Genomic DNA, 25,350 nt, shown 5'->3' with positions numbered 1-25,350 from the left:
CGCGCACCGCGCGGGCCGTCCTAAGGCCCCTTACGCGCGCACGCGGCCCGCAGGCCGCCCCAAGATGCGGAACTCTCCCGATGCGACGGACCCGGGCGCGGAACGACAGTGGTGTGTGTCGCGGAACGCGGCACACACCACGGACTCCCTGGGAGGGACCCGCCATGTACGAGCTCGAACTGCACCGCCTGCGCTCCGCCGAGCTGCGCCGCACGGCCCGGGAGGAGCGCCTGGCCCGCGAGGCCGTACGCTCCCGCCGCGCCGCCCGCCGCGCGCGGCCCGGCGACGGGGCCCCGGCCGCCGAGTCGCATACCGACGGCTCGCGCCGCCACGGGCTGCCGCGCACCGCGTGACGACGCGGGCGGACGGCGGCCGGACGGGGGTCGGCCGCCGGCGGTACCAGGGTCGTACGGCTTCCCGGCGAAGCCGTACGGCCCTTCCGGCTGTCGGTACGACCATCACACGGGACCTGTGGAAAACCACTGCCCTGTCGTCGCGGCCTCGTGCGATGCTCGGGCCCGTGGAGACCAGGTCCGTCAGTCCCGTTTTCGTCGGCCGCACCGCCGAGTTGGCCACGCTGAACGACGCGCTCGCCCGCGCCGCCGCCGCCGAGCCGCAGGCGCTGCTGCTCGGCGGCGAGGCAGGCGTGGGCAAGACCCGCCTCGTGGAGGAGTTCGCCGCGGCCGCCGCCGGCCGCGGCGCCGTCGTCGCCGTCGGCGGCTGCGTGGAGATCGGCGCCGACGGGCTGCCGTTCGCCCCCTTCTCCGCCGCGTTGCGGGCCCTGCGCGACGCGCTGCCCGAGGAGTTCGCCGCCGCCGCGGCCGGCCAGGAGGAGGAACTCGCCCGGCTGCTGCCCGACCTCGGCGAGGCCGGCGCCGGCCGCCACGACGAACAGGGCATGGCCCGCCTGTTCGAACTGACCGCCCGGCTGCTGGAGCGGGTCGCCGCCGCCCACCCCGTCGTCCTGGTCCTGGAGGACCTGCACTGGGCCGACGCCTCCACCCGCCACCTGCTGGCCTACCTGCTGCGCACCCTGCGCGCCGGCCGCCTCCTCGTCCTGGCGAGCTACCGCAGCGACGACATCCACCGCCGCCACCCGCTGCGCCCCCTGCTCGCCGAACTCGACCGGCTGCGCACCGTCCTGCGGATCGAACTCGCCCGCTTCACCCGCGAGGAGGCCGGCCGCCAGATCGCCGGCATCCTCGCCACCGAGCCCGACCCCGCCCGGGTCGACGAGATCTACGCCCGCTCCGACGGCAACGCCTTCTTCATCGAGGAACTCGCCGTCGCCGACTGCCAGGGCAACTGCACCGGTCTCACCGACTCCCTGCGCGATGTGCTCCTCGTCCGGGTCGAGGCACTGCCCGAGACCGCCCAGCGGGTCGCCCGGATCGTCGCCGAGGGCGGCTCCACGGTGGAGTACCGGCTGATCGCCGCCGTGGCCCGGCTGGCCGAGGACGACCTCATCGAGGCGCTGCGGGCCGCCGTCGGCGCCAACATCCTCACCGTCACCCCGGCCGGCGACGGCTACCGCTTCCGCCACTCCCTGGTCCGCGAGGCCGTCGCCGACGACCTGCTGCCCGGCGAACGCTCCCGCCTCAGCCGCCGCTACGCCGAGGCCCTGGAAGCCGACCCCACGCTCGTCCCGGCCGACGCCCGCGTGATGCGCCTGGCCAGCTACTGGTACCACGCGCACGACGCCGCCAAGGCCCTGCCCGCCGTCCTGGCCGCCGCCGTCGTCGCCCGCCGCCGGCACGCCTACACCGAACAACTCGGCCTGCTGGAACGGGCGATGGAACTGTGGGACGGCGCCCCCGCGGACGTGCGCGCCGCCCTGCGTCCGGTGGACTACGCGGAGGTCTACCCTCCGTGCGGCTGCGACCCGGCCACCACCCCGCTGCGCTACCTCGACCTGATGGCCGAGGCCGCGGTGGCGGGCCGCTTCGGCGGCGAACGGGAGCGCGCCCTGAAGATCACCAAGCGGGCCCTGCGCCTGCTGGAGGAGGACCCGGACCCGCTGCGCGCCGCCTGGTTCTGGGTGCAGCGCTCCCGGCTGGTCCAGGCCCAGGCCCGCGGCGACGGCTGGCAGGAACTGGCCACCGCTCAGGAGCTGGTGCGCGGCCTGCCGCCGTCCGAGGTGCACGCCGAGGTGCTGGCGGTCGTCGCCAACTGGTCCATGCAGCACCGGCCCGGCCCCGAGGCCCTGGCCGCCGCCGAACGGGCCGTGGAGTACGCGCGCATGGTGGGCGCCCGCGAGACCGAACTGCACGCCCTGCTCACCCTCGGCGGCCTGACGGTCGAGTCCGGCGACCCGGAGGCGGGCCTCGCGCAGATGCGGCAGGTGCTGCGGGACACCCTGGCGGAGGGCGTGCACCCGGTCGCCGGCCGCGCCTACGTCAACCTGCCGTCCGCGCTGCGCAGCGTCGGCCGGGACCGGGAGGCCGACCCGCTGCTGCGCGAGGGCATCGAGTTCTGCCGCCGGTACGGACTGCTGGACTCCGAAGCCTGGGTCTGGGGCAACCTCTCCGAGGCGCTCTACGCGCTCGGCCGGTGGGACGAGGCCGCCGAGGCCGCCGCGCACGCCACCCGGGTCGGCCACAGCGCCAAACCCCGGGCCGGTGGCGCCCTGCGCCTGGCCCACCTCGCCCTGGCCCGCGGCGACCTCGCCGAGGCCGCTCGGCAGCTCGCCACCGCCCGCTCCTGGTACGGCACCCACGACCCCCGGCCCCAGCAGTCCCTGCCGCTGGCCCGCACCGCCCTCGGCATCGCCGCCGCCGAGGGCAGGATCGAGGACGCCCGCGCGATCCTGCTCCCCGCGCTGGACGCCGGGTTCCCGCCCGGCACCCACCGGCACGGCTGGCCGCTGCTGCTGGCCGCCGCCACCGCCGAGGCCGACGCCCGCACCCTGTCCGCCGCCCGGCCCGGCCGCACCGAGATCCTCGACCGCCTCTCCACGGCCGTACGGACGCTGGCCACCGGAGTCCCGTTGTGGCAGGCCTACGGCCGCTGGGCCCAAGCGGAACTGCTGCGCGCCGAGGGCCGGGACACCGCCGAGACCTGGTCCCCGGTCGTCACCGCCTTCGAATGCCTGGACCGCCCCTACGACCTCGCCCGGGTCCGGCACCGCCTGGCCGGGGCGCTGCTGGCCGAGGGCGGCGACGGCGAGCGCGACCGCGCCGTGGAACTGCTCCGGCTGGCCGCGGCGGTCGCCGCCCACCTCCGGGCCCGCCCGCTCGCCGACGCCGTCGCCCGGCTCGCCCAGCGCGCCCGGCTCAGCCTCGGCGGCGGCAGGCGGCAGGAGCCGGCCGCCGACCCGGCCGCCGCGTTCGGCCTCACCAGCCGAGAGCGGGACGTCCTCGGGCTGGTCGCGGCCGGCCGCACCAACCGCCAGATAGCAGAGGAGCTGTTCATCTCGCCGAAGACCGCGAGCGTCCACGTGTCCAACATCCTGGGCAAGCTCGGGGTCGCGGGCCGGGGCGAGGCGGCGGCGGTGGCGCACCGGCTCGGCCTGGTCATGGCCGGGACGCTCGCTGCCGAATCGTCCGGGTGAGACCTACGCTGGAGAAAACCGGCAGTGAGGGGGGAGCCGTGTTCAACGCCTTCGAGGACCTGTTCGCACCCGGCCGCAAACACACCCGGGACGAACAGAACCGGCTGGAGCTGTCCCGGGAGGACGTCGGCGACAACGACCCCGGTCACGGTCCCATAGACCTGACCTCCGGCAAGGCGGTGATACGCCTGTCCCCGCCCGCGCCGCCCGACGCGGAGCCCGCGCCCGGCACCGACTGACCCCGGCCGCCGGGCCCGGGGCCTGCCTGACCATTCCCGTCTGCCGCCCTCCGGGCGACGACGCGAATGGTCAGACAGGCCCTAGCGCACCCGCAGCTCCAGCACCCGGTCGTCGCCCTTCTTCGGATCGCCCCGGCCGTCCGTGTCGCTGGTCACCAGCCAGAGCCGGCCGGCGCCCGCCGGGGCCACCGTGCGCAGCCGGCCGTAGGCGCCGGTGAGGAACGCCTGCGGTGCGGCGGAGGCCGCGACACCGTCCAGCGGGACGCGCCACAGGCGCTTGCCGCGCAGTCCCGCCATCCAGATCACGCCGTCCACGCAGGCGATGCCACTGGGAGAGGCCTCGTCGGTGTGCCACTGGGCCACCGGGTTCCGCAAGCCGGCGTCGGAGGACCGGCCCTCCGCCTTCGGCCAGCCGTAGTTCCCGCCCGGTGTGATCGCGTTCAGCTCGTCCCAGGTGTCCTGGCCGAACTCCGAGGCGAACAGCCGCTGGTGGCGGTCCCAGGCAAGGCCCTGGACGTTGCGGTGGCCGTAGGAGTACACGACGGAGCCGGGAAAGGGGTTGCCGGGCGCCGGTTCGCCGTCCGGGGTCATCCGCAGGATCTTCCCGCCGAGCGAGGACCGGTCCTGCGCCAGGCCCCGCTTGCCGCTCTCGCCGGTGCCCGCGTAGAGCATGCCGTCCGGTCCGAACGCGATCCGGCCGCCGTTGTGGATGGTGCCCTTGGGGATGCCCTTGAACACCGTGTCGGGAGCGCCGAGTCGCTCACCGGCCGGTTTCCGCTCGTCGTAGCGGACGCGGACGACGCGGTTGTCGGAGGCCGAGGTGAAGTAGGCGTAGATCATGTGGTCCGAGGCGTAGCCGGGGGACAGCGCGATGCCCAGCAGCCCGCCCTCGCCGGCCGGCGAGACCCCGGAGACCGTGCCCAGCACCGTCGTCCGGCCGGTCTTCGCGTCGATCCGGCTGATCGTGGCCTCGTCCCGGGAGGAGACCAGCAGATCACCGCCGGGCAGCGCGGCCAGCCCCCACGGCGACTTCAGCCCCTCGGCCACCGTGCGCAGCACCTGCACCGACCCCTTGGCGGGAGCGGCCGACTCGGCGCTCCGCGAGGCGGTGGCCCCGCCGGACGCGGCGGCGGTCGGCGTCGGGAGCAACGACTTCCCGCCACCGGAGGAGCAGCCGGCCGCCATCAGCAGGGCGGTCGCGGCCAGCACGGCCGGTACAGCTCGACGTCGCACGATCACGGTTCCCTTCGAGACGGCGGACACCCCAACGGCCCACCCCGCACGCTACTCCCGCACGCCCGCCGGCCGTTGCCGTGCCACCGGCGGCCGGTGCGGGTCAGGGACGGCCGGCGGGCGTGCCACCGGCGGCCGTTGTGCGTCCCGGACAGCCGTCGGACATCGCCGCAGTCCGTTGCCGCATCCCGGCCCCCGGATCGCCGAACCACAGCCTCCGGATTCCCGTGGCCGGAAACCTCAGTCCCAGGACCCCTGCGCCGGCGGGAGGCGGGACACCTCCGCCAGGTCCTGCGCGGTCAGCCGCAGGTCGGCCGCCGCCGCGTTCTGGGCGGCCCAGCGCTCCCGCTTGGTGCCCGGCACCGCGATCACATGGCGGCCCTGCGCCAGCACCCAGGCCAGCGCCACCTGCGCCGGGGTGACCTCCTCGCCGTGCCGCCGGGCGATGCGCCGCAGCCCGGCCACGATCGGCTGGTTGGCCGCCATCATCTCGGCCGTGAAGCGGGGATGCCGGGCCCGCACGTCGTCCGGCTCGAACCCCTCGCCCGGCGTCAGCGTGCCGGTCAGGAAGCCGTTGCCCAGCGGCATCGCCGCGAGGAAACCGACCCCGCGCGCCTCGCACCACGGCACCAGCGTCCGGAGCGCCTCCGGCGACCACACCGACAGCTCCGCCTGCACCGCGCTGACCGGGAACACCTGCTGGACCCGCTGCAACCGGCGCAGCGTCCCGTCGTACCGCCCCGCGCCCGAGCGGCGCCCGCCGCGCGCCCCCAGCGCGCACAGCCCCAGCGCCCGCACCTTCCCGGCCCGCACCAGGTCCGCCATCGCGCCCCACGTCTCCTCGACGGGCACCTCGGGGTCGGGGCGGTGCAGCTGGTACAGGTCGATCACGTCCGTCTGGAGCCGGCGCAGCGAGGCGTCGCAGGCCCGCCGCACATAGCCGGGGCGGCCGTTGGCCACGATGTGCTGCTCGCCCACCAGCAGCCCCACCTTCGTGGCCACGAAGGCGTCCGCGCGCCGCTCCCTGAGCACCCGGCCGAGCAGCAGCTCGTTGGTGAACGGTCCGTACATGTCCGCGGTGTCCAGGAGGTCCGAACCCAGGTCCAGCGCCCGGTGCACGGCTCTGACCGACTCCTCACCCCGCTGCCGGGATGCGGTGTACGCCCAGCTCATCGGCATGCATCCGAGTCCGACGGCCCCCACCGCGAGTCCCCCCGCGCCGATCGTCCTGCGCTCCACCTGCTCGTGAACCTCCCTCTGCCCGGCCACCAACCTAACCTCTGCACCCGGACGCGCCTGACATAGCCTCCTGGCATGACTGCACAGGTGTGGCTTCCCATTCCGCCCGAGGAGATCGAGGGGCTGCCCGCCGGGCCCCGCTATCTGTTCTGGGACGGGGGTGCGGACGGTGACCAGCCGTTTCCCGGCGACCCGGCGGAGTGCGCGGTGTACGTGGTGCCGTACATGAAGCGGCTGTCGGTCCGGGTGGCCCCGCTGGCGCGGCTGACCAACGTCCGGGTCATCCAGACGCTCACCGCCGGCGTCGACGACATCACCGCGCGGCTTTCGGACATCGCGCCGGGCGTACGCCTGTGCAATGCGCGCGGGGTGCACGAGACCAGCACCGCCGAGCTGGCGCTCACCCTGACCCTCGCCGCGCTGCGCGGCATACCGGAATTCGTCCGCGCCCAGCGACAGGAGCGCTGGCTGAGCGGCTTCCACCCCTCCCTCGCCGACAAGAACGTCCTGATCGTCGGATACGGGGCCATCGGCGCCGCCATCGAGGACCGGCTCGTACCTTTCGAGGTCGCGCGGGTCGCACGGGTCGCACGCTCCGGTCGCACGGTGGCGCGCGGTCCCGTGCATCCGATCGCCGATGTGCCCTCTCTGCTTCCGCACGCGGACGTCGTGATCCTGTGCACCCCCCTCACGGAAGACACCCGTGGGCTCGTGGACGCCGGCTTCCTGGCCCGCATGAAGGACGGCGCGCTGCTCGTCAACGTCGCGCGCGGTCCCGTCGTGGACACCAAGGCGCTCCTCGCCGAACTGGAACGGGGCCGGATCACGGCGGCCCTGGACGTGACCGACCCCGAGCCGCTGCCCGCCGGCCACCCCCTGTGGCAGGCGCCGGGCGTGCTGATCAGCCCGCATGTCGGCGGCCCTTCCTCGGCCTTCCTGCCGCGCGCCAAGCGGCTCCTCGTCGACCAGCTGACCCGGTTCGTGAACCACGAACCCCTGCGGAACGTGATCCTTACGACCGGTCCCGGAACGGCGGGAGCAACCGGGCGGTAGGCGCCTTCCGGCACCCTCCGCAATCTTTCGGACGCGCCCCGTACCGGCATGCGCGCTGATCGTTACGGAGCGTAGAGAAGCTATGTCCCTGAGTGACGATCCTGGTGTATCGTCCCGGGCAGGGGCTGCGCCGCTGACGTCGGCGCCGGGGATGGACATTTCAGATTTGTGAGGGGGGCGACGGGCGATGCACGGCCTATGGACGAACGATCCGACGCGGTGGAGCCGCCGACGGCGACCCTGGCGCACGGCCACGCGCAGGCGCGGCCACCACACCAGTCATCACAGCCACCACCAGCGCAGGTACAGCGGCCGTCGCCGGCCCGTGTACGCGGCGCACCGGGACCGTCAGGACCGGGGAACGGCACGGACCGGGAGGCCCCGGTGAGTGCCCCGACCTCCTTGACGACCCCCCTCGGCGGCGCGGTGCGCGCACCGCATCCGCACGAGGCGCCGCCGCCCCGCCGGCCGGCCCTCGGCGAGAACCGCCGCCTGGTGGAGCAACTGGTCCTCGCCCTGGTCTGCGCGACCTACGCCGGCGGAGCCGCCTTCGGCTGGGGCTCCGACCGGGTGGCGGCCGTGATGGGCGACTTCGGGCTGAGCGCGGCGGCCGCCGCCGCCGCCGTCTCCTGCTTCCTGTACGCCCGCGGTCCGCGCGTCCGCTTCCGGTCCGCCTGGCTGCTGTTCGCCCTCTCGGCGACGATGACCTCGCTGGGCAACGCGGTCTGGGGCTGGTACGAGGTCGCCCTGGACGCCGAGGTGCCCAGCCCCAGCTACGCCGACCTGTTCTTCCTGTGCTTCGCGCCGCCCGCCATCGTGGGCCTGCTGGTGCTCGCCAAGCGGCCGGCGTCCCGGGCGGGCTGGATCTGTCTGGGGCTGGACGCCTGGCTGATCGGCGGCTCGCTGCTCACCCTCTCGTGGAGCCTCGCGCTCGCCCAGGCGGCCCGGATCGACGGGTCGAGCGTGGCGCACGCGGCACTGTCGCTGGCGTACCCGCTGCTCGACATCGCCCTGGTCAGCATGGTGCTCGCCCTGCACTTCCGCCGGGCGCCGGGCAACCGCACGGCGGTGAACACCGCGATCGGCGCGCTCGCGCTGACCGTGATGTGCGACGCGCTGTTCACCTCGCCGCTGCTGCACAGCAGCTACCGCTCCGGACGGCTGCTGGACGCGGGCTGGTTCGCCGGTTCGCTGCTGCTCGCCTACGCCCCCTGGGCCGCGCCCCGGCGGCACGTCGGGCAGGAGGCGCGCGCGTCCGCCGGGCACACGCGCGTCGTCCACGAGCACGTGCCGGGCCAGCGCGGCACCGGCCAGTGGAGCGCGGGACAATGGAGCACCGGCCAGTGGAGCGCGGGGCACCAGCACACGCCGGCGCTGCCGGTGCCGGGCGCCGAGCACCCGCGGTATCCGTCCGGCCGGCCGCTCACCGGCTCCCTCGCCGCGCTCACGCCGTACCTCGCCGCGGCCGTGTGCACCCTGGGCATCCTGTACAACGTCCTCAACGGCCGCAGGCCCGACCACGTCGTCCTGATCACGGCGGGCGCCGTGGTCCTGGCCCTCGTCATCCGGCAGGGCATCATGCTGCTGGACAACATCACCCTCACCCAGGAACTGGCGCAGAAGGAGAACCACTTCCGCTCCCTGGTGCAGGGCTCCAGCGACGTCATCATGATCGCCGCGCCCAACGGCGTCCTGCGCTACGTCTCGCCGGCCGCCGCCGGGGTGTACGGCCGGCCCGCCGAGGAGCTGGTGGGCACCGAGCTGGCCGCCCTCATCCACCCGGAGGACCTCGGCTGCGTGGTGCACGAGGTGCGCCGCTTCCTCGCCGCGAACCCGGTGCAGGAGCCCACCACGCGCATCGAGTGCCGGTTCCGCTCCGGCGACGGCGGCTGGCTCAACGTCGAGTCGACCGTCAACCGCCACCACGGCGGGCTGATCTTCAACAGCCGGGACGTGACCGAGCGGGTCCGCCTCCAGGCGCAGTTGCAGCACAACGCTGAGCACGACCCGCTGACCGACCTGCCCAACCGCGCGCTGTTCACCCGGCGCGTGCAGCAGGCCCTGTCCGGCCGCCGGGCCACCGACCGGGGCGCGGCCCTGCGCGGTACGGCGGTGCTCTTCATCGACCTGGACGGGTTCAAGGCGGTCAACGACACGATCGGGCACCAGGCCGGCGACGAGCTGCTCATCCAGGCCGCCCGCAGACTCCAGGAGGCGGTCCGGCAGGGCGACACCGCCTCCCGGCTGGGCGGCGACGAGTTCGCGGCCCTGATCGTCGGCGATGGCACCCGGGACCGGGCCGCCCGTGAGCGGAACATCATGGAGCTGGCCGACCGCCTGCGGGTGACCCTCTCCCAGCCGTACGTCATCGACGGCAACGACGTCCGGGTCGCCGCCTCCATCGGCGTCGCCTTCGCCGAGCCGGGCCTCGGCGCGGGCGAGCTGCTGAGAAACGCCGACCTGGCGATGTACCGCGCGAAGTCGGCCGGAAAGGGCCGGGTCGAGCTGTACAAGCCGCAGATGCAGCAGGACGTCGTCCGCAAGGCGGAGCTGGCCACGCGCCTGCGCGCCGCGCTGCACGACGGCGAGTTCACGCTGCTGCACCAGCCGGTGGTGTGCCTGGAGAGCGGCCGGATCACGACCGTCTCCGCGCAGGCCCGCTGGCGCTCCTCCCAAGGAGTGCTGTTCACCCCGGCGGAGTTCCTGCGGGTCGCCGACGACGCCGACAAGACCTCCGAGCTGGACCGCTGGATCCTCCAGGAGGCCGTTCAGCAGGCGGCCGAGCGGGCCGCCGCCGGGGTCGCCGTACCGGTGACGGTGCGGATCAGCGCCCGCCGGCTGGTGGACCGCTCGTCGCCGCTGGGCTCGGTGGAGGCGCTGCTGAGCCGGCACGGGCTGCCGCCCGGCGCGCTGGTGGTGGAGCTGTCCGACACCGACCCGCGGGTCTCGCTGGACGAGCTGGAGCGGCGGCTGACCGCGCTCAGCCGGCTCGGTGTGCGGATCGCGCTGGACGGCTTCGGCAGCGGCTACGCGGCCATCACGGCCCTGCGGCGGCTGCCCGTGGACATCCTCAAGCTCGACCGCGGCCTGGTCGAGGGCGTGGCGGAGTCCGCGCGGCTGCACAAGATCACCAGCGGTCTGCTGCGGATCGCCGGGGATCTGGGCCTGCAGTCGGTGGCCGAGGGCGTCGACCTGCCCGAGCAGGTGGCCGCGCTGCGCGCCATGGGCTGCACCCACGGCCAGGGCATGGCGTTCGCCGGTCCGCTGGACGAGTACCGGCTGCGCCGGGCGCTCGGTTCCGGCCACTACCCGGTGCCGCACGCTCCGGCCGAACCCGCGTTCGCGGGCAGTGCGAGGGAGCCGAACGGGATGTACAGCGGGGGTGTCACCGCCGTTTTCGGAGGCGGCAGCGCCCTTCGTTCACATTCTGAGACGCCCGTCCCACCCACTTGACACGTGGTGCGTGCCGGGGGGAGGGTCAGTTCCATGCGCACCCGAATTCTCGTACTTGGACAGCGCGTCGGCTGAGCTGGGACCCACCGGAGGACGATCCGGAATCCCCAGCGACCTCACCGGCGCGCTCCCCTCGCTTGCCCCTGTGGCACGAGGGGTTTTTTGTTGCACGAGTGCCGTTCGTGCAGCGCCCCAGATCCGCCCGAACCTCGCAAAAACCCTCAGCATCGAGAAGAGAATGCCGATGACCGAGCAGGCCACCGGGGCCCACCATCCGCAGCCGCGGCCCCGTTCCGGAGGACAGCAGTCCGCCCCCGTCGAGCACGTCACGGGTGCGCAGTCCCTCATCCGCTCCCTCGAGGAGGTCGGCGCGGACACGGTATTCGGCATTCCCGGCGGCGCGATCCTCCCGGCGTACGACCCGCTGATGGACTCCACCCGGGTGCGGCACGTGCTGGTCCGGCACGAGCAGGGCGCGGGCCACGCGGCCACCGGCTACGCGCAGGCCACCGGCAAGGTCGGCGTCTGCATGGCGACGTCCGGTCCGGGCGCCACCAACCTGGTCACGCCGATCGCGGACGCGCACATGGACTCCGTGCCGCTGGTCGCGATCACCGGCCAGGTGGCCTCCAAGTCGATCGGCACGGACGCCTTCCAGGAGGCGGACATCGTCGGCATCACCATGCCGATCACCAAGCACAACTGGCTGGTCACCAAGGCCGAGGACATCCCCCGGGTGATCGCGCAGGCGTTCCACGTCGCCTCCACCGGCCGCCCGGGCCCGGTCCTGGTCGACATCGCCAAGGACGCCCTCCAGGCGAAGACCACCTTCTCCTGGCCGCCCGTCATGGACCTGCCCGGCTACCGCCCGGTGACCAAGCCGCACGCCAAGCAGATCCGCGAGGCCGCCAAGCTCATCACCGCCGCCCGCAAGCCGGTGCTGTACGTCGGCGGCGGCGTCCTCAAGGCGCAGGCCACGGCCGAGCTGAAGGTCCTCGCCGAGCTGACCGGCGCGCCCGTCACCACCACCCTGATGGCGCTCGGCGCGTTCCCCGACAGCCACCCGCTGCACCTCGGCATGCCCGGCATGCACGGCAGCGTCGCCGCGGTCACCGCGCTGCAGAAGGCCGACCTGATCGTGGCCCTCGGCGCCCGCTTCGACGACCGCGTCACCGGCAAGCTGGACAGCTTCGCGCCCTACGCCAAGATCGTCCACGCGGACATCGACCCGGCCGAGATCGGCAAGAACCGCGCGGCGGACGTGCCGATCGTCGGCGACGCCCGCGAGGTCATCGCCGACCTGGTGCAGGCGGTGCAGAAGGAGCACAGCGAGGGCCACAAGGGCGACTACACCGCCTGGTGGAGCGACCTGAACCGGTGGCGCGAGACCTACCCGCTCGGCTACGACCTGCCCGAGGACGGCTCGCTCTCCCCGCAGGCGGTCATCGAGCGCGTCGGCCGGCTCGCCCCCGAGGGCACGATCTTCGCCGCGGGCGTCGGCCAGCACCAGATGTGGGCCGCGCACTTCATCCAGTACGACCGGCCCGCCACCTGGCTGAACTCCGGCGGCGCCGGGACGATGGGGTACGCGGTTCCCGCCGCCATGGGCGCCAAGGCCGGCCGGCCGGAGCAGACCGTGTGGGCGATCGACGGCGACGGCTGCTTCCAGATGACCAATCAGGAACTGACCACCTGCGCGCTGAACAACATCCCGATCAAGGTCGCCGTCATCAACAACGGCGCCCTCGGGATGGTCCGCCAGTGGCAGACCCTGTTCTACAACCAGCGCTACTCCAACACCGTGCTGCACAGCGGCCCGGACGACGTCGACCCGGCCGCCCGGGGCACCCGGGTGCCGGACTTCGTGAAGCTGGCGGAGGCGATGGGCTGCGTGGCCCTGCGCTGCGAGCGCCCCGAGGACCTGGACAAGGTCATCGAGGAGGCCAACTCCATCAACGACCGTCCGGTCGTCGTCGACTTCATCGTCCACCAGGACGCGATGGTCTGGCCGATGGTCGCCGCCGGCACCTCCAACGACGAGATCATGGCCGCCCGGGACGTCCGCCCCGACTTCGGCGACAACGAAGACGACTGACCGTCAACAGGCAAGGAAGAGCAACCACCATGTCCAAGCACACGCTCTCCGTCCTGGTGGAGAACACGCCGGGCATCCTCGCCCGGATCGCCGCCCTGTTCTCCCGGCGAGGCTTCAACATCGACTCGCTCGCGGTCGGCGTCACCGAGCACCCCGACATCTCCCGCATCACCATCGTGGTGACCGTCGAGGACCTGCCGCTGGAGCAGGTGACCAAGCAGCTCAACAAGCTCGTCAACGTGCTGAAGATCGTCGAGCTGGAGCCGGGCCAGGCCGTGCAGCGCGAACTCGTCCTCGTGAAGGTCCGCGCCGACAACGAGACCCGCTCCCAGATCGTGGAGATCGTCCAGCTGTTCCGCGCCAAGACCGTGGACGTCTCCCCGGAGGCCGTGACCATCGAGGCCACCGGTTCCAACGACAAGCTGACCGCCATGCTCAAGATGCTGGAGCCGTACGGCATCAAGGAGCTGGTCCAGTCCGGCACGATCGCGATCGGCCGCGGCGCCCGTTCGATCACGGACCGCTCGCTGCGCGCTCTCGACCGGACGGCGTAAGACCCGGTACGGGCGTCCGGCGATCAACGGCCGCCCGTATCCCGAGACCCCCGAACTTCCCTCCCGCCCGCCGTCATACGGTGGGACGCACCACCAGCACACAAGGAGAACCCAAAGTGGCCGAGCTGTTCTACGACGCTGACGCCGACCTGTCCATCATCCAGGGCCGCAAGGTCGCGGTCATCGGCTACGGCAGCCAGGGCCACGCCCACGCGCTGTCGCTGCGCGACTCCGGTGTCGACGTGCGTGTCGGTCTGCACGAGGGCTCGAAGTCCAAGGCCAAGGCCGAGGAGCAGGGCCTGCGCGTGGTGACCCCGGCCGAGGCCGCCGCCGAGGCCGACGTCATCATGATCCTGGTCCCGGACCCGATCCAGGGCCAGGTCTACGAGGAGTCGATCAAGGACAACCTCAAGGACGGCGACGCGCTGTTCTTCGGTCATGGCTTCAACATCCGCTTCGGCTTCATCAAGCCCCCGGCCGGCGTGGACGTCTGCATGGTCGCCCCGAAGGGCCCGGGCCACCTGGTCCGCCGCCAGTACGAGGAGGGCCGCGGCGTTCCGTGCATCGCCGCCGTGGAGCAGGACGCCTCCGGCAACGCCTTCGCGCTGGCCCTGTCGTACGCCAAGGGCATCGGCGGCACCCGCGCCGGCGTCATCAAGACCACCTTCACCGAGGAGACCGAGACCGACCTCTTCGGCGAGCAGGCCGTGCTGTGCGGTGGCACCTCGGCCTTGGTCAAGGCGGGCTTCGAGACCCTGGTCGAGGCCGGCTACCAGCCGGAGATCGCCTACTTCGAGTGCCTGCACGAGCTGAAGCTGATCGTCGACCTCATGTACGAGGGCGGCCTGGAGAAGATGCGCTGGTCCGTCTCCGAGACCGCCGAGTGGGGCGACTACGTCACCGGCCCGCGCATCATCACCGACGCCACCAAGGCCGAGATGAAGAAGGTCCTCGCCGAGATCCAGGACGGCACCTTCGCCCGGAACTGGATGGACGAGTACCACGGTGGCCTGAAGAAGTACGACGAGTACAAGAAGCAGGACTCCGAGCACCTGCTGGAGACCACCGGCAAGCAGCTGCGCAAGCTGATGTCGTGGGTCGACGAGGAGGCCTGACCTCGCCTCGCGTGGCGGTGTCCCCGGTCCGGGGGCACCGCCACGCGGCTTCCGGCCCGGGCTCCGTACAAAGTGGAGCCTCTCATCCGGGTGATCCTTCCGCGGAGGCGTAATACAGAACGCGCCGCGCCACTACACTTCTGCACAACACGCGTCAGGCCCACAGCGTCGTGCGTCTTCCGCGGCTAGCCCCCCTCCACCGCCTGCGGCCGTCGGGACGGCCGTCCGCATCGCACATGTGAGGACTCACGTGAGCTCGAAACCTGTCGTACTCATCGCTGAAGAGCTGTCGCCCGCCACCGTCGACGCACTCGGTCCGGACTTCGAGATCCGGCACTGCAACGGAGCGGACCGCTCCGAGCTGCTGCCGGCCATCGCCGACGTGGACGCGATCCTGATCCGCTCGGCCACCAAGGTCGACGCCGAGGCCATCGCCGCCGCGAAGAAGCTCAAGGTCGTCGCGCGAGCCGGCGTCGGCCTGGACAACGTCGACGTCGCCGCCGCCACCAAGGCCGGCGTGATGGTCGTCAACGCCCCCACCTCCAACATCGTGACCGCCGCCGAGCTGGCCTGCGGTCTCCTCCTGTCCACCGCCCGCAACATCCCGCAGGCCAACGCCGCGCTGAAGAACGGCGAGTGGAAGCGCAGCAAGTACACGGGCGTGGAGCTGGCCGAGAAGACGCTGGGCGTCGTGGGCCTGGGCCGCATCGGTGCCCTCGTCGCGCAGCGCATGTCCGCGTTCGGCATGAAGGTCGTCGCCTACGACCCCTACGTGCAGCCCGCGCGGGCCGCGCAGATGGGCGTCAAGGTGCTGTCGCTGGACGAGCTGCTGGAGGTCTCCGACTTCATCACCGTCCACCTGCCCAAGACCCCCGAGACCCTCGGCCTGATCGGCGACGAGGCGCTGCGCAAGGTCAAGCCGAGCGTGCGCATCGTCAACGCCGCGCGCGGCGGCATCGTGGACGAAGCGGCGCTGTACGCGGCCCTGAAGGAGGGCCGGGTCGCCGGCGCCGGCCTGGACGTGTACGCCAAGGAGCCGTGCACCGACTCCCCGCTGTTCGAGCTGGACCAGGTCGTCTGCACCCCGCACCTCGGCGCGTCCACCGACGAGGCGCAGGAGAAGGCCGGCATCGCCGTCGCCAGGTCCGTCCGCCTCGCGCTGGCCGGCGAGCTGGTGCCGGACGCGGTCAACGTCCAGGGCGGTGTCATCGCCGAGGACGTCAAGCCGGGCCTGCCGCTGGCCGAGCGCCTCGGCCGGATCTTCACCGCGCTGGCCGGCGAGGTCGCGGTCCGCCTCGACGTCGAGGTCTACGGCGAGATCACCCAGCACGATGTGAAGGTGCTGGAGCTGTCCGCGCTCAAGGGCGTCTTCGAGGACGTGGTGGACGAGACCGTGTCCTACGTCAACGCGCCGCTGTTCGCGCAGGAGCGCGGCGTCGAGGTGCGCCTGACCACCAGCTCGGAGTCGGCCGAACACCGCAACGTGGTGACCGTGCGCGGCACGCTGGGCACCGGCGAGGAGGTGTCGGTCTCCGGCACGCTGGCCGGCCCGAAGCACGTCCAGAAGATCGTCGCGGTCGGCGAGTTCGACGTCGACCTCGCGCTCGCCGACCACATGGCGGTGCTGCGCTACGAGGACCGTCCGGGCGTCGTCGGCACCGTGGGCCGCATCCTCGGCGAGGCGGGCATCAACATCGCCGGCATGCAGGTCGCCCGCGCGGCGGTGGGCGGCGAGGCGCTGGCCGTGCTGACCGTCGACGACACGGTGGGCGCCGCCGTGCTGGCCGAGGTCGCCGCGGAGATCGGGGCCACGTCGGCCCGGTCGGTCAACCTGGTCTGAGCAACGCGTCAAACGCCGGACGGGCTGAGGAACCTCAGCCCGTCCGGCGTTTTGCCGTCTTCCCTCAGCTGTCCCCGACCTGGCTCCTCCGCAGCGTCGCCGCCGCCATCACGGCCGCCAGCGCCAGCGTCACCGCCCCCGCGACCGCCGCCGCGTGCATCCCGCCGGTGAACGCCTCCCGCGCCGTCGTCAGCAGGGACTCTCCCGCCCGGCCGGGCAGACGCGGCGCTTCGGCCAGCGCCCCGCCCAGCGTCTCGCGGGCCTCCGCCGGGGCCGCGGCCGGTATCTCGTGGCGGTAGAGGGCCGTACCGATGGTGCCGAGGACCGCCATGCCGAGCGCGCCGCCGAACTCGGTGCCGGTCTCCAGCAGGGCGGAGGCCGTGCCCGCCCGCTCCGCCGGCACGCCGCTCATCGCGAGGTCGGTCAGCTGGGACATCACCATGACCACCCCGGAGGCCAGGACGCCGGCCGCGGCCAGCACCAGCCACAGGGAGTCGGTGCCGGCGAGGGCGAGCAGGGCGAAACCGGCGGCGCCGACCGCGAATCCGGCGGCGACCACGTGCCCGCGGTGGACACCCCGCTGGACGAGCCGCGCGGTGAGCGGTCCGGCGACCCCGATCAGCACCGACGGCAGCAGGCTCCACAGCGCCGCCGCCAGCGGGCTCTTGCCGAGGACGGATTGCAGGTACTGGGTGGTGAAGACGGCCGAGCCCATCATGCCGAACGCGGAGACCAGGGTCAGCAGCAGCGACGGGGTGAAGCCGGGGCCCCGGAACAGGGCCGGCGGGATCAGCGGGGCGGCGCCGGCGCGCTGACGCCGGACGAACAGGGCCGCGAAGAGCAGGCCGACGACGAGCGAGGCGACGTACCGGAGGTGCCAGCCCTCGGACGGGATCTCCTTCAGGCCGTAGACCACGGGGAGCACGGCGGCCAGCGACAGCGGGACGCTCGGCCAGTCGAAGCGGCCGGGCCCGGGGTTCCTCGACTCGGGCAGCAGCACCGGGCCGAGGACGAGCAGCAGCGCCATGGCGGGCAGGTTGACCAGGAAGACCGAGCCCCACCAGAAGTGCTCGACCAGGATGCCGCTCAGCACCGAGCCGAGCGCGACGCCTGCGGTCATCACGCCGGACCACAGTCCGATCGCCTTGGTGCGCTGGGCCGGGTCGGTGAACATCGTGCGCAGCAGGGCCATCGTGGACGGCATCAGGGTCGCGCCGCCGACGCCGAGGACCGCGCGGGCCGCGATCAGGGTCTCGGCGCTGTTCGCGTAGGCCGCGAGGAGCGAGGCGGCGCCGAAGGCGGCGGCACCGCACAGCAGCAGCCGGCGGCTGCCGAGGCGGTCGCCGAGCGAGCCCATCGTCATCAGCAGGCCGGCCAGGACGAAGCCGTAGATGTCGAAGATCCACAGTTGCTGGGTGCCGGTCGGCCGCAGGTCGGCGTTGATCGCGGGGGTCGCGAAGTAGAGCACCGAGACGTCCATCGAGACCAGCAGCAGCGGCAGCATCAGCACACCGAGCGCGGTCCACTCGCGGCGCCCGGCGCGGACGGGGGCGCCCGGGGCGCCGACGGGGAGGGTGCTCGTCGAGTTTGTCATGGCGAGGACTGTACGGACGTCTTAAACGCTTGTCTAGGACAGTTGTATAAGTCGAACGTCTAGGACGGTTGTATGGATGCGGCGTAGGGTGTCGGCATGGGACACCGTGAGGATCTGCTCGAAGGCGCCCAGCGCTGCCTGCTGCGGAAGGGCTTCCTGCGCACGACCGCGCGGGACATCGTCAAGGAGTCGGGCACCAATCTGGCGTCGATCGGCTACCACTACGGCTCGAAGGACGAGCTGCTGGCGCAGGCGTACGTCGCTCTCATCGAGGGCGTGGGCGAGCGCTTCGCCCCCGCGCAGGCCGAGGAGATGACCCAGCCGCCCGGCTCGCTGGAACGCTTCCAGGAGGTGTGGGCCGCCGTCATCCGCACCGTTCCCGAGGCCCGGCCGATCTGGCTGCTCAGCTTCGAGCTGATGTTCCAGGACGAGCGGCTCGCCGAGGTGCGCAAACTCCTGGCCGAGGCGCAGGAGGAGGGTCGTACCGGCCTCGTCGCCCTGTTCAGCGGTGTTCCGGAAGCCGACCTGGCCCCGGAGCGCGGCGAGACCGAGGGCCGGCTCTACCAGACCCTGCTCAACGGCCTCATGGTCCAGTGGCTCTTCGACCCGGATACGGCGACCACCGCCGAGCAGCTCACGCAAGGACTGCGGCGGGTGATCGGCGCGGCCGAAGAGCGCTGATCCGGCCGGTCACGGGCGGCCGGCGGCCGCGTCAGGACGAACCGGTGCGACGGACCCGCCGCGCGGAACGGCGTCCGGACCCCGTGGCGGACGCGGAGCCGGCGGTACCGATCGCCGGCGCCGGGGCGGCCGGGCTCGCCGCGCGGGCGCCGCCGGCCCGGTGGGAGCCGTCGCCGTTCTCCCGCGGTCAGCCGGCGTCCGTGCGACGGAGACCTTGCGCGGGCCCGGACCGGCCGGCCGGGTCGCCGCCGGTGCCTTCCCGCCGGCGTACGGCCGGCTCCGCTTCCGGGACACCCTGAGCGGCCCCGGCCGCGCGCCGCCCGGCGGACACCGGCACCCTCCACCGGGACCTCGCCGCGATCACCGGCACGGCACCGGCCGCGTGAGAAGGCGCCGGGCGAAGCTCACAGCCGGGCCCGTTTCAGCGCCATGTGCAGCAGCAGCCGGTCCTCGCCGTCGTCCAGGTCCAGGCCGGTCAGCTGCTCCACCCGGGACAGCCGGTAGTACAGCGTCTGGCGGTGGATGCCCAGCTCGGACGCCGTACGCCCGGCCTGGCCCGCGCAGTCGAGGTACACCTCCGCCGTGCGGGCCAGTTCCGCGTGGGCGGGGGAGAGCAGCGCGCCGACCACCCGGTCGTGCGCGGTCTCCGGCGGCAGCGCGGTCAGCAGCCGGTACGCCCCGATCCGCGCCCACTGGGCCACCGGCCCGAGCCGCGGCTCGGCCAGTGCGGCGCGCGCGGCGTCGAAGGCCTGCTGCCAGCTGGTGCCCAGCTCGGCGAGGCCCGCGCCCGGCTCGCCGATGCCGGCGGCGGCGCACCCGGTGGCCCGGACGGCCGGTCCGGCCGCCGCGCCGGGCCGCGCCGCCACGGCCGCCGCCGTCCGCGCGCCGGCCCGCGCGTCCGCGCCCCACGGGACTCCTCGGCCTCCTTCAGCAGCCGTGTGGCCGCGGCCGTCGCGGGGGCCGTCGTGTCCGGGCTGCGCAGTCGCACCAGGACCGCCAGGCTCAGACCGGCCGCCCCCCACGGCAGCGTGCACAGGGCCGTGGCGTGCGGGACCGTGCGCGGTGCGGGGACGTCGTCCGGGTCGGCCGACGGCCAGGGCGCGACGCAGACCAGGGTGTGCGGGCCGTCGGCGCGCGGGCCGAGCGCGGTGCGCAGCTCGGCCACCGCCATGTCCCGCTGCCAGCCCCGGTCCGCGGTGAGCACCGCCCGTAGCTCCCGGCTCAGCCCGGCCCCGGCCTCCGCCTCGTCCGCGAGCAGCGCGCCGATCCGGTCCGCCACTCCCATGGCCGCGGTCAGCTGGGCGTCCGTCGGCCCCGGGTCGCCGTCCAGCAGCCAGACGTAGCCGAGGACGACGCCCCGGTGGCGCACGGGCAGGCAGATCCGGCCCCGGTAGACACCGGCCCCGGTGCTGGGCGGGATGCGCACCGGCGCGGTCGCCCGGGTGATGCCGAAGCCCTCGAACCAGGCCCGGACGGCGGCCGTGGAGCGCCGGGTCAGGATCGAGCGGGTGCGCACCGGATCCAGCGCGGACGGGTCCAGCTCGTCCTCGCTGTCGTAGGCCCCGAAGGCGATCAGCTCGAAGTCGCGGTTCTCCAGGGTCGCGGGCACCCCCAGCAGCTCGGAGATCTCGTCCACCAGCTCCTGGTAATCCGCCTTGAATTCAGCCGCCACCCGGGCATTCTCCCGCATTTCGCGGCCACCTTCATACATCTGTCTGAGATCCCGGGCACGGATGCGTGACAGCTGTCGATGGCCCAGGATCGGAGAGATCCTTAGGTTTCACGGTGGTTCTCCGTGCCGTTCCCGAATCGTCGGGTGACGGCCCCTTCGGTGCTTGTCTGTGGAGGTGCCCCGTGCTGGGTCCCGTGATTCTCGCCGCGTCGCGCAGCGACCGGATGCGACGCCTGATCTCGGCGGCCCCGGTGACCAAGCAGGTCGTCGACCGCTTCATACCCGGCGAAACCGTGGCCGACATCGTCCCGATCATCGAGGACCTGACGGCCAAGGGCCTGGAGCTGACGATGGACGTCGTCGGCGAGGACATCACCACGCCCGAGCAGGCCACCGCCGCCCGGGACGCCTACCTGGCGCTGATCGACCACCTCAAGGGCCTGGAACTGGGCGAGAAGGTCGAGATGTCGGTCAAGCTCTCCATGTTCGGCCAAGCGCTGGACGGCGGCCACGAGCTGGCCCTCGCCAACGTCCGTCCGGTCGTCGAGGCCGCCGCCGCCATCGGCACGACGGTCACCCTGGACGCCGAGGACCACACCACCCTCGACTCGATGTTCGCCATCCACGAGGAGCTGCGGAAGGACTTCCCGCAGACGGGCTGCGTCATCCAGGCCTACCTCTTCCGCACCGAGGCCGACGCCCGCCGCCTCGCCGAGTCCGGCAGCCGGGTGCGCCTGGTCAAGGGCGCCTACAAGGAGCCCGCCGAGGTCGCCTACCAGCAGAAGCACGAGATCGACAAGGCCTACGTGCGCGTCCTGCGGATCCTGATGGAGGGCGAGGGCTACCCGATGATCGGGTCCCACGACCCCCGCCTGATCGCCATCGCCCAGGAACTGGCCCACAGGGCCGGCCGTAAGCTCGACGAGTACGAGTTCCAGATGCTGTACGGCATCCGGGGCGAGGAGCACCTGCGGCTGGCCGCCGAGGGGCACCGCATGCGCGTCTACACCGCCTACGGCACCGACTGGTACGGCTATTTCATGCGCCGCCTGGCGGAGAAGCCCGCCAACCTGCGGTTCTTCCTCCGTTCCATGGTCAGCAAGGGCTGAGCCACACCACCCGCTCACGTACAAGGAGTTACGGATCTCATGGACGCTGTGACCCAGGTCCCCACCCCCGTCAACGAGCCGGTGCACGGCTACGCCCCCGGTTCGCCCGAGCGCGCCCGGCTGGAGGCCAAGCTCAAGGAGCTGGCCGAGAACCCGATCGACCTGCCGATGACCATCGGCGGCGAGAAGCGGCTGGGCGGCGGCGAGCCGTTCGAGGTCGTGCAGCCGCACAACCACAAGGCCGTCCTCGGCACCGGCCGGCACGCCACGCAGCAGGACGCGCAGGACGCCATCGACGCGGCCCTGGCCGCCGCCCCGGCCTGGCGCGCGATGTCCTTCGACGACCGCGCCGCGATCATCCTGCGCGCCGCCGAGCTGCTGGCCGGCCCGTGGCGCGAGACGATCGCCGCGTCCACCATGCTGGGCCAGTCCAAGACCGCCCAGCAGGCCGAGATCGACAGCCCCTGCGAGCTGGTCGACTTCTGGCGCTTCAACGTCCACTACGCCCGCCAGATCCTGGCCGAGCAGCCCCCGGCGAACTCCCCGGGCGTGTGGAACCGCCTGGACCACCGCCCGCTGGAGGGCTTCGTCTACGCGATCACGCCGTTCAACTTCTCGGCGATCGCGGCGAACCTGCCCACCGCTCCGGCCCTGATGGGCAACGTGGTGGTCTGGAAGCCGTCCCCGACGCAGACCCACGCCGCCGTCCTCCTGATGGAGCTGCTGGAGGAGGCGGGCCTGCCCAAGGGCGTCATCAACCTCGTCACCGGCGACGGCATCGCGGTCTCCGAGGTCGCCCTGGAGCACCGGGACCTCGCGGGCATCCACTTCACCGGCTCGACCAAGACCTTCCAGTACCTGTGGAAGACAGTCGGCAACAACATCGAGAAGTACCGCTCCTACCCGCGTCTGGTCGGCGAGACCGGCGGCAAGGACTTCCTGGTCGCCCACCCGTCGGCCGACCGCGCGATCCTGAAGACGGCCCTGACCCGCGGTGCCTTCGAGTACCAGGGCCAGAAGTGCAGCGCCACCTCCCGCGCCTACATCCCGGCCTCCATCTGGAACTCGGGCTTCAAGGAGGAGTTCGCGGCCGAGGTCGACTACCTCACCATGGGTGACGTCACCGACCTGTCGAACTTCCTCGGCGCCGTCATCGACGACCGCTCGTTCGCCAAGAACAAGGCCGCCATCGACCGCGCCAAGTCCGACCCCGCCTGCACGATCGTGGCCGGCGGCTCCTACGACGACTCGGTGGGCTACTTCGTCCGCCCGACCGTCATCGAGTGCACCGACCCGGAGAACGAGGTCTTCACCACCGAGTACTTCGGCCCGATCCTCGCGGTGTACGTCTACGAGGACGACAAGTACGACGAGATGCTGACCCAGATGGAGTCGGTGTCGGACTACGCCCTCACCGGCTCGGTCATCGCCAACGACCGCGCGGCGGCGGCGTACACGATGGAGAAGCTCCGCTTCGCCGCGGGCAACTTCTACATCAACGACAAGTCGACCGGCGCCGTCGTCGGCCAGCAGCCCTTCGGCGGCGGCCGCGCCTCCGGCACCAACGACAAGGCCGGCGCCCCCCAGAACCTCCTGCGCTGGACCCTGACCCGCGCCATCAAGGAGACCCTGGTCCCGCCGACCGACTACACCTACCCGCACATGGGCTGACCGCCCCCGCGATCCCGGCCCGGGACGCCCGCTCACCGCAGCGGGCCTCCCGGGCCGTCGCCATGTCCGGCGGGTGATACTGCCGTCATGACCCATAGACAGCGCCTCGTCCACACCGCCGATCTCGACCCCGCCGAACTCAGGGACGTACGCGCCCTGTTGGACCACGCCTTCGACGGGGACTTCTCCGACGAGGACTGGGACCACGGGCTCGGCGGAGTGCACGTGCTGATCCGGGACGACGACGGCCTCGCCGCCCACGGGGCCCTCGTGATGCGCCGGCTGCGGCACCGGGGACGGTGGCTGCGCACCGGATACGTCGAAGCCGTCGCCGTACGGGCCGACGTGCGGCGGACCGGGCTCGGCGGACGGGTGATGGCCGGGCTGGAGCGGGTGCTCGACCGGGCCTACGACCTCGGCGCGCTGTCGGCGAGCGACGAGGGCGCCCTGCTGTACGCCGCCCGGGGCTGGCAGTGCTGGCCCGGACAGGTGCACGCCCTCTCGCCCGACGGCGTCGTCCGGCTGCCGGACGAGGAGGGCGGCGTGTACCTGTGGCCCCCTCTGGCCGGCCCGCCCGACCCGTCCGGGGAACTGGTCTTCGACTGGCGGGACGGCGACATCACCTGACGGCGCGTCGGACGGCGAGGGAAAAGCCCAGCTCAGCGGCTTCTCCGTCTCAGATAGTAGGAAGTCCGAGTAATTGTGCAGACAGGCGCGGGCCGCTCGCTTAACGTGAAAGGAGCCGAACGCCTCGCTCCATCCAGCGAACGGCGGTCGTGAGCCGGCCCGCGCAGGCAACCCCTGCGGCCAAGCGCTCCCCGCCCCTTCCGGCAGCTCGTATCCCCCCACAGCCGTGCTCCACGTATGCCGAAGGAGTCGATTGCCATGGCCGAGACGACCGTCCGCCGCCGAGTCCGCCACGTGTCCCGTACGAGCGAGTCCGACCGCAAGAACGCCGCCGCCGCCCTCCAGCGGGCCCTGGACCGCCGGGACAACGGCGGCCAGACCGGCCACTGAACCACGGCCGCGCGGGCACCCCGCCACCCGCCCGGCTGTCCGTATGGCGGACATGGTGTGTCATCACCTGGGACGAGGAGTAGGGTGCCCGACATGTCTCGCAGCATCAATCTCGCAGTGATCCCCGGTGACGGCATCGGCCAGGAGGTCGTGGCCGAGGGTCTGAAGGTCCTCTCCGCCGTCCTGCCGCAGGATGTGAAGCTGGAGACCAAGGAGTACGACTTCGGCGCCAAGCGCTACCACGCCACCGGTGAGACCCTCACCGACGGCGACCTGGAGCAGCTCAAGGGCCACGACGCCATCCTGCTCGGCGCGATCGGCGACCCGTCCGTGCCGTCCGGCGTCCTGGAGCGCGGCTTCCTGCTGAAGCTCCGCTTCGCCTTCGACCACCACGTCAACCTGCGCCCGTCCAAGCTGCTCCCCGGTGTCGCCACCCCGCTGGCCGGCCAGCCGGAGATCGACTTCGTCGTCGTCCGCGAGGGCACCGAGGGCCCGTACACGGGCAACGGCGGCACCATCCGCAAGGGCACCGCGCACGAGGTCGCCACCGAGGTGTCCGTCAACACGGCCTACGGCGTCGAGCGCGTCGTCCGCGACGCCTTCGAGCGCGCCCAGGCCCGCCCGCGCAAGAAGCTGACGCTGGTCCACAAGAACAACGTGCTGACCTTCGCCGGGCACCTGTGGACGAACATCTTCCACCAGGTGGCCGCGGAGTACCCCGAGGTCACCACCGACTACATCCACGTCGACGCGGCGACGATCTACCTCGTCACCGACCCCGGCCGCTTCGACGTCATCGTCACCGACAACCTCTTCGGCGACATCATCACCGACCTCGCCGCGGCCGTCTCCGGCGGCATCGGCGTGGCCGCCTCCGGCAACATCAACCCCAGCCGCGAGTTCCCGTCCATGTTCGAGCCGGTCCACGGCTCGGCCCCGGACATCGCCGGCCAGGGCAAGGCCGACCCCACGGCCACCGTCCTGTCCGTCGCCCTCCTGCTGCGCCACCTGGGCTACGAGTCGGAGGCCGACCGCATCGACACCGCGGTCGCCGCCGACCTCACCGAGCGCGCCGGCCGGCCGGCCCGCCCCACCTCCAAGATCGGCGACGCGCTCGCCGTACGCGTAGCCGGCTGACCCGCCGCGCTACACCCAAGCCGCCGGGTCGCCACCGCACCCGGCGGCTTCTGACGTGTCCCGCCGGGTGTCATCCTCAACCCCAGGGCCGCCTCACC

General features: G+C 72.8%; 18 protein-coding genes and 1 pseudogene. 15 read left to right on the top strand and 4 right to left on the bottom strand.

What is annotated here, in order from left to right:
- The first annotated feature begins 164 nt into the window (after positions 1-164).
- The 3 genes from SCK26_RS11755 (at position 165) to SCK26_RS11745 (ending at position 3,789) form a co-directional block, all read left to right on the top strand.
- Positions 165-353: a hypothetical protein gene (locus SCK26_RS11755; protein WP_318201242.1), complete on the top strand. Its 189-nt coding sequence runs from the start codon at positions 165-167 to the stop codon at positions 351-353.
- A gap of 155 nt (positions 354-508) precedes the next feature.
- Positions 509-3,550: a helix-turn-helix transcriptional regulator gene (locus SCK26_RS11750; protein ID WP_318201241.1), complete on the top strand. Its 3,042-nt coding sequence runs from the start codon at positions 509-511 to the stop codon at positions 3,548-3,550.
- Positions 3,551-3,588: 38 nt separating this feature from the next.
- Positions 3,589-3,789 (top strand): DUF6191 domain-containing protein, encoded by a 201-nt coding sequence (locus SCK26_RS11745; protein WP_318201240.1) that lies wholly within the window; start codon positions 3,589-3,591, stop codon positions 3,787-3,789.
- A gap of 81 nt (positions 3,790-3,870) precedes the next feature.
- Here SCK26_RS11745 and SCK26_RS11740 read toward each other — a convergent pair whose 3' ends face one another.
- A complete protein-coding gene (locus SCK26_RS11740; RefSeq protein WP_318205983.1) occupies positions 3,871-4,974 on the bottom strand; it encodes a PQQ-dependent sugar dehydrogenase in 1,104 nt (367 codons plus the stop codon).
- Positions 4,975-5,262: 288 nt separating this feature from the next.
- On the bottom strand, positions 5,263-6,261 hold the full coding sequence (locus SCK26_RS11735; RefSeq protein ID WP_318205982.1) for an aldo/keto reductase: 999 nt from the start codon (positions 6,259-6,261) through the stop codon (positions 5,263-5,265).
- Positions 6,262-6,336: 75 nt separating this feature from the next.
- On the opposite strand from SCK26_RS11735, the gene SCK26_RS11730 reads away from it, so the two are divergent.
- From SCK26_RS11730 to serA, 6 genes are all read left to right on the top strand, one after another.
- The gene (locus SCK26_RS11730; RefSeq protein WP_318201239.1) at positions 6,337-7,314 is read left to right on the top strand and encodes a 2-hydroxyacid dehydrogenase; all 978 of its coding nucleotides are present in this window, start codon (positions 6,337-6,339) and stop codon (positions 7,312-7,314) included.
- A gap of 384 nt (positions 7,315-7,698) precedes the next feature.
- Positions 7,699-10,767 carry a putative bifunctional diguanylate cyclase/phosphodiesterase gene (locus SCK26_RS11725; RefSeq protein ID WP_318201238.1) on the top strand — a complete coding sequence of 1,023 codons (3,069 nt, stop codon included), beginning with the start codon at positions 7,699-7,701 and terminating at the stop codon, positions 10,765-10,767.
- Positions 10,768-11,011: 244 nt separating this feature from the next.
- Complete coding sequence (locus SCK26_RS11720; RefSeq protein WP_318201237.1) at positions 11,012-12,862, top strand: acetolactate synthase large subunit; 1,851 nt, start codon at positions 11,012-11,014, stop codon at positions 12,860-12,862.
- 29 nt (positions 12,863-12,891) lie between these two features.
- Positions 12,892-13,416 (top strand): acetolactate synthase small subunit, encoded by a 525-nt coding sequence (ilvN, locus tag SCK26_RS11715; protein WP_318201236.1) that lies wholly within the window; start codon positions 12,892-12,894, stop codon positions 13,414-13,416.
- A gap of 116 nt (positions 13,417-13,532) precedes the next feature.
- Positions 13,533-14,531, top strand: a complete 999-nt coding sequence (ilvC, locus tag SCK26_RS11710) for a ketol-acid reductoisomerase (RefSeq protein WP_318201235.1) — start codon at positions 13,533-13,535, stop codon at positions 14,529-14,531.
- 250 nt (positions 14,532-14,781) lie between these two features.
- The gene (gene serA, locus SCK26_RS11705; protein ID WP_318201234.1) at positions 14,782-16,371 is read left to right on the top strand and encodes a phosphoglycerate dehydrogenase; all 1,590 of its coding nucleotides are present in this window, start codon (positions 14,782-14,784) and stop codon (positions 16,369-16,371) included.
- A gap of 64 nt (positions 16,372-16,435) precedes the next feature.
- On the opposite strand, the gene SCK26_RS11700 is transcribed toward serA, so the two are convergent.
- Positions 16,436-17,965, bottom strand: a complete 1,530-nt coding sequence (locus SCK26_RS11700) for an MFS transporter (RefSeq protein ID WP_318201233.1) — start codon at positions 17,963-17,965, stop codon at positions 16,436-16,438.
- Between the two features lie 96 nt (positions 17,966-18,061).
- On the opposite strand from SCK26_RS11700, the gene SCK26_RS11695 reads away from it, so the two are divergent.
- Positions 18,062-18,646, top strand: coding sequence for a TetR/AcrR family transcriptional regulator (locus tag SCK26_RS11695; RefSeq protein WP_318201232.1), 585 nt, complete (start codon positions 18,062-18,064; stop codon positions 18,644-18,646).
- A gap of 404 nt (positions 18,647-19,050) precedes the next feature.
- On the opposite strand, the pseudogene SCK26_RS11690 reads toward SCK26_RS11695, so the two are convergent.
- Positions 19,051-20,336 (bottom strand): annotated as a pseudogene (locus SCK26_RS11690) (PucR family transcriptional regulator).
- Positions 20,337-20,500: 164 nt separating this feature from the next.
- Between SCK26_RS11690 and SCK26_RS11685 the strand changes: the two are divergent.
- The 5 genes from SCK26_RS11685 to SCK26_RS11665 all read left to right on the top strand — a co-directional run bounded on the left by SCK26_RS11685 (position 20,501) and on the right by SCK26_RS11665 (position 25,252).
- Entirely contained in the window at positions 20,501-21,427 is a 927-nt protein-coding gene (locus SCK26_RS11685; RefSeq protein ID WP_318201231.1) for a proline dehydrogenase family protein, read from the top strand.
- 39 nt (positions 21,428-21,466) lie between these two features.
- Positions 21,467-23,098, top strand: a complete 1,632-nt coding sequence (gene pruA, locus SCK26_RS11680; protein ID WP_318201230.1) for an L-glutamate gamma-semialdehyde dehydrogenase — start codon at positions 21,467-21,469, stop codon at positions 23,096-23,098.
- A gap of 87 nt (positions 23,099-23,185) precedes the next feature.
- Positions 23,186-23,725 (top strand): GNAT family N-acetyltransferase, encoded by a 540-nt coding sequence (locus SCK26_RS11675; protein WP_318201229.1) that lies wholly within the window; start codon positions 23,186-23,188, stop codon positions 23,723-23,725.
- Between the two features lie 258 nt (positions 23,726-23,983).
- Complete coding sequence (locus SCK26_RS11670) at positions 23,984-24,115, top strand: hypothetical protein (protein WP_086025501.1); 132 nt, start codon at positions 23,984-23,986, stop codon at positions 24,113-24,115.
- A gap of 93 nt (positions 24,116-24,208) precedes the next feature.
- The gene (locus tag SCK26_RS11665; RefSeq protein ID WP_318201228.1) at positions 24,209-25,252 is read left to right on the top strand and encodes a 3-isopropylmalate dehydrogenase; all 1,044 of its coding nucleotides are present in this window, start codon (positions 24,209-24,211) and stop codon (positions 25,250-25,252) included.
- The last annotated feature ends 98 nt before the right edge of the window (positions 25,253-25,350 follow it).

The organism is Streptomyces sp. SCL15-4, from assembly GCF_033366695.1.
GTDB lineage: Bacteria > Actinomycetota > Actinomycetes > Streptomycetales > Streptomycetaceae > Streptomyces.
The sequence above is the reverse complement of the archived record's forward strand: the minus strand, read 5'-3'. Positions and strand labels throughout refer to the sequence as shown.

Bases quoted from the DNA above. Each gene is read 5' to 3' on its own strand.
- SCK26_RS11755 (WP_318201242.1), top strand. From the start codon at position 165: ATGTACGAGCTCGAACTGCACCGCCTGCGCTCCGCCGAGCTGCGCCGC.
- SCK26_RS11750 (WP_318201241.1), top strand. From the start codon at position 509: ATGCTCGGGCCCGTGGAGACCAGGTCCGTCAGTCCCGTTTTCGTCGGC.
- SCK26_RS11740 (WP_318205983.1), bottom strand. From the start codon at position 4,974: ATGGCGGCCGGCTGCTCCTCCGGTGGCGGGAAGTCGTTGCTCCCGACG.
- SCK26_RS11730 (WP_318201239.1), top strand. From the start codon at position 6,337: ATGACTGCACAGGTGTGGCTTCCCATTCCGCCCGAGGAGATCGAGGGG.
- SCK26_RS11720 (WP_318201237.1), top strand. From the start codon at position 11,012: ATGACCGAGCAGGCCACCGGGGCCCACCATCCGCAGCCGCGGCCCCGT.
- ilvN (WP_318201236.1), top strand. From the start codon at position 12,892: ATGTCCAAGCACACGCTCTCCGTCCTGGTGGAGAACACGCCGGGCATC.
- SCK26_RS11700 (WP_318201233.1), bottom strand. From the start codon at position 17,965: ATGACAAACTCGACGAGCACCCTCCCCGTCGGCGCCCCGGGCGCCCCC.
- SCK26_RS11695 (WP_318201232.1), top strand. From the start codon at position 18,062: ATGGGACACCGTGAGGATCTGCTCGAAGGCGCCCAGCGCTGCCTGCTG.
- pruA (WP_318201230.1), top strand. From the start codon at position 21,467: ATGGACGCTGTGACCCAGGTCCCCACCCCCGTCAACGAGCCGGTGCAC.
- SCK26_RS11675 (WP_318201229.1), top strand. From the start codon at position 23,186: ATGACCCATAGACAGCGCCTCGTCCACACCGCCGATCTCGACCCCGCC.
- SCK26_RS11670 (WP_086025501.1), top strand. From the start codon at position 23,984: ATGGCCGAGACGACCGTCCGCCGCCGAGTCCGCCACGTGTCCCGTACG.
- SCK26_RS11665 (WP_318201228.1), top strand. From the start codon at position 24,209: ATGTCTCGCAGCATCAATCTCGCAGTGATCCCCGGTGACGGCATCGGC.